Source organism: Nocardioides maradonensis (assembly GCF_054777115.1).
This window is the reverse complement of the sequence record NZ_BAAHAZ010000010.1, coordinates 195,241-201,240: the sequence shown is the minus strand read 5'-3', so window position 1 is coordinate 201,240 and position 6,000 is coordinate 195,241. Positions and strand designations below refer to the sequence as shown.

General features: G+C 67.5%; 5 protein-coding genes. 2 read left to right on the top strand and 3 right to left on the bottom strand.

The features are described from left to right. Nucleotides 1-242 precede the first annotated feature (242 nt). Nucleotides 243-1,013 (top strand): HNH endonuclease, encoded by a 771-nt coding sequence (locus ACYVAQ_RS14070; RefSeq protein WP_460790611.1) that lies wholly within the window; start codon nucleotides 243-245, stop codon nucleotides 1,011-1,013. Nucleotides 1,014-1,097: 84 nt separating this feature from the next. On the opposite strand, the gene ACYVAQ_RS14065 is transcribed toward ACYVAQ_RS14070, so the two are convergent. Together ACYVAQ_RS14065 and nrdR are read right to left on the bottom strand one after the other, a co-directional pair. Further along, entirely contained in the window at nucleotides 1,098-3,992 is a 2,895-nt protein-coding gene (locus ACYVAQ_RS14065) for a vitamin B12-dependent ribonucleotide reductase (protein WP_460790603.1), read from the bottom strand. Between the two features lie 159 nt (nucleotides 3,993-4,151). After that, nucleotides 4,152-4,619, bottom strand: coding sequence for a transcriptional regulator NrdR (gene nrdR / locus ACYVAQ_RS14060; protein WP_460790601.1), 468 nt, complete (start codon nucleotides 4,617-4,619; stop codon nucleotides 4,152-4,154). 311 nt (nucleotides 4,620-4,930) lie between these two features. On the opposite strand from nrdR, the gene ACYVAQ_RS14055 reads away from it, so the two are divergent. Further along, a complete protein-coding gene (locus ACYVAQ_RS14055; protein WP_460790599.1) occupies nucleotides 4,931-5,260 on the top strand; it encodes a hypothetical protein in 330 nt (109 codons plus the stop codon). Here the strand turns inward: ACYVAQ_RS14055 and ACYVAQ_RS14050 are convergent. Beyond that, nucleotides 5,187-5,768, bottom strand: coding sequence for a hypothetical protein (locus ACYVAQ_RS14050; protein ID WP_460790596.1), 582 nt, complete (start codon nucleotides 5,766-5,768; stop codon nucleotides 5,187-5,189). The two genes, ACYVAQ_RS14055 and ACYVAQ_RS14050, sit on opposite strands and share 74 nt — an antisense overlap. Nucleotides 5,769-6,000 lie beyond the last annotated feature (232 nt).

Below are 6,000 nucleotides of genomic sequence, written 5' to 3'. Positions count from 1 at the left end.
CTGCGATCCGCGTGTTCGCCTCCCCGTCGGCAGCCAGCAAAACGATCCGCGCACGCTTCGCCGCACGAGCGCCGACCCTGTCCGAACGGGTCCAGCGCTCGAGCTCCTCCCGATCACCATCACGAAGCACGAGAGCAGGGGCAGGACGGTTGGCCATGCCCCATGATTTCAGAACACCAACCATCTAGTTATTTACGACACGCGGCACTAGCTTCGAATACGAAGGCGAGCGGGTGCCCCTGATGGATCGGCAACGCGGCATCCGCAAGCCGGCAGGTTTCGAAGCTGCCCTGGCAATCCGAACCACCTACACGCCGCCCGGACAACTCCCGCCGTACGCGGATGACATTGGGCCTGATGGTCTCCAGCGGTACAAGTACCGCGGCACCGATCCACAGCATCCCGAGAACGTTGCGCTTCGCCGAGCCCAGGAGCTGGACCTGCCGCTGATCTGGTTCGTAGGTGTTGCCTCCGGCGTATACGAGCCGATCTACCCGGTATGGGTCGTCGGCGACGACCCTTCCAGACTCGAGTTCGCGATCGCCGTCGACCCTGCCCAGCGGCTGGTCCAGCCGAACGCTGAACTCCCCGCGGGCGTTCGTGAATATGCGGAACGACTGACCAAACAGCGGCTCCATCAACGGATCTTCCGCACGCAGGTGTTGCTCGCGTACGACGGCCGATGCACGGTGTGCAATCTGGGGCACGTCGAACTACTCGATGCGGCTCACATCATCGCGGACGGGCGACCGCACGGAGATCCGGTCGTGCCCAATGGTATGGCGATGTGCAAGATCCACCACGCTGCATTCGACGCGAGGATCCTGGGCATCAGACCCGATCTGACGTTGCATCTCCGCCAAGACCTGCTCGACGAGGTCGACGGGCCGATGCTGCGTCACGGGCTTCAAGACATGCACAACAAGCAGTTGGTGAAGCTGCCGAGCGTGAAGGCTGCGCGTCCCGACAAGCACAGACTTGAAGAGCGCTACTCCGAGTTTCTTGCTAGCTGATTGGCTTCACCAGGTAGTGCGCCGGTCAGCGCCGAAGCGGCGGCCACCCTCTCGGGCGACCGCCGCTTCGGCGTACTCATCGGATCAGCTGCAGCCCGAGGTCGAGCCGCAACCCTCGCACACGTAGCAGGAGCCGGCGGGGCGCATCTTGGTGCCGCAGGTCATGCAGAGCGGGGAGTCGATGGCGTGGCCGGTGATCTTCTCCAGGAGCTCGGCGGAGGTGTGGGCACCGGTGGTGTCGACCTCGACCTTGACGACGGGGGCACCGGCGAGCGGGTCCTCGTCGGCCTCGTCCTCGACCTCGATGGTCTCGGCGTCGACCGGCTTGACGACCGGGATCGACTCGACCAGCTCGGAGGCGTTGCCGGTCTCCTCGACGGGCTCGTAGGAGCCGGTCTCGAGGTGGCGCTGGCGCTCCTCGGCCGAGTAGATGCCGAGCATCGAGCGGTCCTCGAAGGACAGGTAGTCGAGGGCCAGGCGGCGGAAGACGTAGTCCATGATCGACTGCGCCATCCGGACGTCCGGGTCGTCGGTGAGGCCGGCGGGCTCGAAGCGCAGGTTGGTGAACTTCGAGACGTAGGTCTCCAGCGGGACGCCGTACTGCAGGCCGATCGAGACCGCGATCGAGAAGGCGTCCATGACACCGGCCAGGGTCGAGCCCTGCTTGCCGAGCTTGAGGAAGATCTCGCCGAGCTCGCCGTCGTCGTGGGCACCCGAGGTCATGTAGCCCTCGGCGCCGGCGACGGAGAACGAGGTGGTCCGGGCGACGCGCGACTTCGGCAGGCGCTTGCGGGTCGGGGCGTAGACGACCTTCTCCACGACCTTCTCCACGACCTTGGCCTCGGCGGCCTCGGCCGCAGCCGCGGCGTCCTTCTTCGCCTTGCCGCCACCGTCGGCGAGCGGCTGACCGACCTTGCAGTTGTCGCGGTAGATCGCCGTGGCCTTGAGGCCCAGCTTCCACGACTCCATGTAGATCTGCTCGATCTCCTCGACCGTGGCGGTCTCGGGCAGGTTGACCGTCTTCGAGATCGCGCCGGACAGGAACGGCTGGCAGGCCGCCATCATCTTGACGTGACCCATGGGCTTGAGGGCCCGGGCACCCATCGCGGTGTCGAAGACCTCGTAGTGCTCCGGCTTGAGGCCGGGGGCGTCGATGACGTGGCCGTGCTCGGCGATGTACGCGACGATCGCCTCGACCTTCTCCTCGTCGTAGCCCAGCTTCTTCAGCGCGCGCGGGATCGTCTGGTTGACGATCTGCATCGAGCCGCCGCCGACCAGCTTCTTGAACTTGACCAGCGAGAAGTCCGGCTCGATGCCGGTGGTGTCGCAGTCCATCATGAAGCCGATGGTGCCGGTGGGCGCGAGCACCGAGGCCTGCGCGTTGCGGAAGCCGTTGGTCTTGCCGAGCTCGATGACCTTGGCCCACTCCTCGGTGGCGAGCTTGTGGACCTGCGCGTCGGCGATGTGCAGCGTACGCACCTCGTCGTTGGCGGACTGGTGCTTGCGCATGACGCGGTTGTGCGCCTCGGCGTTGCGGGCGTAGCCGGCGTACGGACCGACGATGGCGGCGAGCTCCGCCGAGCGACGGTACGACGTCCCGGTCATCAGCGAGGTGATGGTGGCAGCCATCGAGCGACCGCCGTCGGAGTCGTAGCCGAGGCCCATCGCCATCAGCAGCGCGCCGAGGTTGGCGTAGCCGATGCCGAGCTGGCGGTAGTCACGCGTCGTGACGCCGATGGGCTCGGTCGGGAAGTCGGCGAAGCAGATCGAGATGTCCATCGCGGTGATGATCAGCTCGACGGCCTTCGCGAACAGCGGGGCGTCGAAGGTGTCGTCGTCCTTGAGGAACTTGAGCAGGTTCAGGCTCGCCAGGTTGCAGGAGGAGTTGTCGAGCGACATGTACTCCGAGCACGGGTTGGACGCGGTGATCCGGCCCGTCTCCGGGTTGGTGTGCCAGTCGTTGATGGTGTCGTCGTACTGCAGGCCCGGGTCGGCGCAGGCCCACGCGGCCTCGCTGATCTTGCGGAACAGGGCACGCGCGTCGACGGTCTCGATGACCGAGCCGTCCATCCGCGAGCGCAGGCCGAACTCCTTGCCCTCCTCGACCGCCTTCATGAACTCGTCGTTGACGCGGACCGAGTTGTTGGCGTTCTGGTACTGGACCGAGGTGATGTCCTTGCCGCCCAGGTCCATGTCGAAGCCGGCGTCGCGCAGCGCGCGGATCTTGTCCTCCTCGCGCCACTTCGTCTCGACGAACTCCTCGATGTCGGGGTGGTCGACGTCGAGCACGACCATCTTGGCCGCACGACGCGTGGCGCCGCCCGACTTGATGGTGCCGGCCGAGGCGTCGGCACCGCGCATGAAGGAGACCGGGCCGCTGGCGGTGCCGCCGGAGGAGAGCAGCTCCTTGGAGGAGCGGATGCGGGAGAGGTTCAGGCCGGCGCCGGAGCCGCCCTTGAAGATGAAGCCCTCCTCCTTGTACCAGTTGAGGATCGAGTCCATCGAGTCGTCGACCGAGAGGATGAAGCACGCGGAGACCTGCTGGGGGGCGGTCGTGCCGACGTTGAACCACACCGGGGAGTTGAAGGAGAAGTACTGGTTCGCGAGCAGCCAGGTGAGCTCGTGCTCGAAGACCTCGGCGTCGGCGTCGGTCGCGAAGTAGCCGTGCTCGCGGCCGGCCGCGACGTACTTGCCGACGACGCGGTCGATGAGCTGCTTCAGGCCGGACTCACGCTCGGGTGTGCCGACGGCGCCGCGGAAGTACTTCGTCGTGACGATCGTGGAGGCGTTCACGCTCCAGAAGTCGGGGAACTCCACGCCGCGCTGCTCGAAGACCGTCTCACCGGTCTTCCAGTTGGTCTGTACGACGTCGCGCCGCTCCCAGGTGATCTCGTCGTAGGGGTGCACGCCCGCGGTGCTGAACACTCGCTCGATCGTCAGGCCCGTGCCTGCTGCCTGGCTGTTCACGGTCTCGGTCATGTGCTTCCTGTTCCCCTTTGTGGTCGCGACGGCGCGGTGTTTTCGGCGTACTTCTCAGTGTTGCTGGTGGGACCGACAGCGGTCGGTCGCCGAGGTTGGGTGCCCGGGCAGGCAGCTTCCCCACTGGCTGCCCGGGCGGTCTGTGTTGTTTCTCTGGGTTCAGCCGGTGGTCGGCTGGAGCTCGCGCTCGGCGCGGAGCAGGGCGATCTCGGCCTCGAAGTCGTCGGCCGACTCGTAGCCGCGGTAGACGCTGGCGAAGCGCAGGTAGGCGACCTCGTCGAGCGCGCGGAGCGGAGCGAGGATGGCGAGGCCGACCTCGTGGGCGGCGATCTCCGGGCTGCCGGCCAGGCGGAGCTGGTGCTCGACCTCCTGGCCCAGGCGCGCCAGCGCGTCCTCGTCGACCGGCCGGCCCTTGCACGCCTTGCGGACGCCGGCGACGGCCTTGTCGCGGTTGAACGGCTCGTTGGTGCCGCTGCGCTTGAGGACCGTCAGCTGCATCTGCTCGACGGTCGTGAACCGCTTCTCACAGCTCTGGCAGACCCGGCGCCGGCGGATGCTCGACCCGTCGTCGGCGACCCGGGAGTCGAGGACCTTGGTGTCGCAGTGCTTGCAGTACGGGCAGTGCATGATGGTCCCCCTTCCGAAGCGCTGAGCCTGTGGATGAACCGGTGGACTACCGGTGTTCCGCTGTGGAGATCCGGCAGTGACCTGTGCAACTCCACGGGGTCCTTTGTGGACTAGATGTGGAGAACTACACCGGTGTAACTACTAGATGTAGTGGTAACCGTACGCCCGTGGCACCAGCGAGGCAAGACCCGGGTGGGGGTGATTCGGCAGGTGCCGTCGTACCGACGCGTTTGCGCAGGTCAGGGATCATTTCAGGGCTTTCGGGCAGCGCGCGTACGGCGTGTCACGCCCCATCAGTCACAATGTCGCCTGTGGCCGGAGGGAAGCGTGCGGGCGCTCGGGAAGCGCGTCGGTTCAGCCCTGCCCTCCTCGGCCTGGCCGTGGCCATCACCGCGTGCGTCGTGGCCTGGGGATACCTCGTGTACGCCGCGATCGACATCGGCGCCACCGCCCGCAAGGACGGCTCGTCCGGAGCCTGGGCGCTGCTCGTGCTGGCCTCGCTCGGCGCGGTCGCCTGCCTGTTCCTCGGCCTGATGCTCGTGGTGCGGGTGTCACGGGCACTGGGGATCACCCACGCCCCCGAGCAGCGCCAGAAGCGCGACCCGGAGGCGCCGAAGGGCGGCAAGCGCGCGGCGCGTTGACGCACTCGTAGGGGTTCACCAGCACGGGCCGGGCGGTCGTCACCTCGAGGCGTTGCGGCGCGCCGCCGACCGTGAGCGTGCCGGGGATCGAGCGCCACGGGCCGTTGCCGATCCGGTACCGCCCCGCGTAGACGGTGTCGAGGCGCGGCCTGACCACGCCCTTGCGCAGGTAGACGTGGGTCACCAGGAGGTTCGGGTACGCCGCGCCCGCGCTGGTCCCGCTCGCCCGGCCGCCGTCGCCCCACGTCCACCGGTAGCTCGGCGTGGCCTGGATGGTGATGCGGTGGCCGAGAAGGGTCACGGTCCTCGTCGTGGGGCCGGTGTTGGTCGTGTAGAAGTTCGTGCGCAGGTTGACCAGGGTGCGGCCCTTGACGGGCTGGATCTTCAGCACGCTGGCGGGCCAGGAGAGACGCCGGAACGCCTGGGCGACCTGGCCCGGGGTCGGGCCACGGGACGTCAGGTAGCGACAGTGGGTGTCGGTGGCCCCGGCTGAGTCGATGGTCGTCACCAGCACTCCGACGAGATCGTGCGACGGGCTGACGCACGCCGTCGGCACGCAGGAACGGCCACCGACCGGCAAGCAGATCGGGGCGGTTGCCACAACGGTCGCGGAGACCGCGCCGACGTGCCTGTTGCCGCCACAGCCGATCGAGGCGTAACTCAGCGTTGCGCCAGCTCCGCAGGCCCCGGCCGGCCCGTGAGCCACAGCAGAACCCGACCACACGATCGACGCTGCGACG